A 1,308-nucleotide genomic window follows, 5' to 3' on the forward strand; every position below is an offset into this window, starting at 1 on the left:
GTGGTCTCGGCGGGCCGCGCGGTGCCGGTGCCGTACAACGGATCGGTGGCCCGGCTGAACTTCGGGTTCCTGTCGGCGGCCCGGGTGCGGCGGTGGCTGCACGACGGCGCGTTCGACGTGGTGCACATCCACGAGCCGACCTCGCCCTCCCTCGGCCTGCTCACCTGCTGGGCGGCGCAGGGGCCCATCGTGGCGACCTTCCACACCTCCAACCCGCGTTCCCGCGCCATGATCGCCGCCTACGCGATCCTCCAGGCCGCGCTGGAGAAGATCAGCGCCCGGATCGCGGTCAGCGAGTACGCCCGGCGCACCCTGGTCGAGCACCTGGGCGGGGACGCGGTGGTGATCCCCAACGGGGTCGACGTGGACTTCTTCGCCGACGCCGGGCCCAAGGCGGAGTGGCAGGGCGGCACCATCGGGTTCATAGGGCGCATCGACGAGCCCCGCAAGGGCCTGCCGGTGCTGATGCGGGCCCTGCCGAAGATCGTCGCCGCGCACCCGGAGGCCCGGCTGCTGGTCGCGGGCCGGGGTGACGAGGAGGCGGCCGTCGAGGCGCTGCCCGAGGAGCTGCGCTCCCGCGTGGAGTTCCTCGGCATGGTCAGCGACGAGGACAAGGCCCGCTTCCTGCGCAGCGTCGACCTCTACGTGGCGCCCAACACCGGCGGCGAGAGCTTCGGCATCATCCTGGTCGAGGCCATGTCGGCGGGCGCCCCCGTCCTCGCCTCCGACCTGGACGCGTTCGTCCAGGTCCTCGACCAGGGCAAGGCCGGCGAGGTCTTCGCCAACGAGGACGCCGACGCGCTCGCCGAGAAGGCCGTCGCCCTGCTCGCCGACCCCGAGCGCCGGGCGGAGCTGCGGGAGCGGGGCAGCGCCCATGTGCGCCGCTTCGACTGGTCCACGGTCGGCGCGGACATCCTCTCGGTCTACGAGACGGTCACCACCGGCACCGCGGCGGTCGCCACCGACGAGCGGCCCGGCCTGTGGTCGCGGTTCGGCCTGGCCCGCGAGCGGGACGCGGAGACCGGCGCCCCGTCCTCCACCGATAACCTTCGCGCGTGATCCCCTCCCTCATCTGGATTCTCGTCGCACTGCTGGCGATCGGCGTCTACCTGAGCTGGACCGCCGGACGGCTGGACCGGCTGCACGTCCGCATGGACGCCGCCCGCGCCGCCCTGGACGCGCAGTTGCTGCGCCGGGCGTCCGTGGCGCAGGAGCTCGCCACCTCCGGCGTCCTGGACCCGGCCGCCTCCATAGTGCTCTACGAGGCCGCGCACGCCGCCCGGCAGGCCGAGGAGGAGCAGCGCGAGG

At 73.8% G+C, this 1,308-nt stretch carries 1 protein-coding gene and 1 pseudogene; both read left to right on the forward strand.

All coding sequences use genetic code 11. The features are described from left to right. Nucleotides 1-1,059, forward strand: a 1,059-nt coding sequence (locus tag GT030_RS12110; RefSeq protein ID WP_161201113.1) for a glycosyltransferase family 4 protein, incomplete at its 5' end; no start/stop codon positions are given. After that, a pseudogene (locus GT030_RS12115) lies at nucleotides 1,056-1,308 on the forward strand (hypothetical protein); the annotation flags it as partial. The gene GT030_RS12110 and the pseudogene GT030_RS12115, both read left to right, overlap by 4 nt.

The organism is Streptomyces sp. SID1328 (assembly GCF_009865595.1).
In the GTDB taxonomy this organism is placed as follows: Bacteria; Actinomycetota; Actinomycetes; order Streptomycetales; family Streptomycetaceae; genus Streptomyces; species Streptomyces griseoluteus.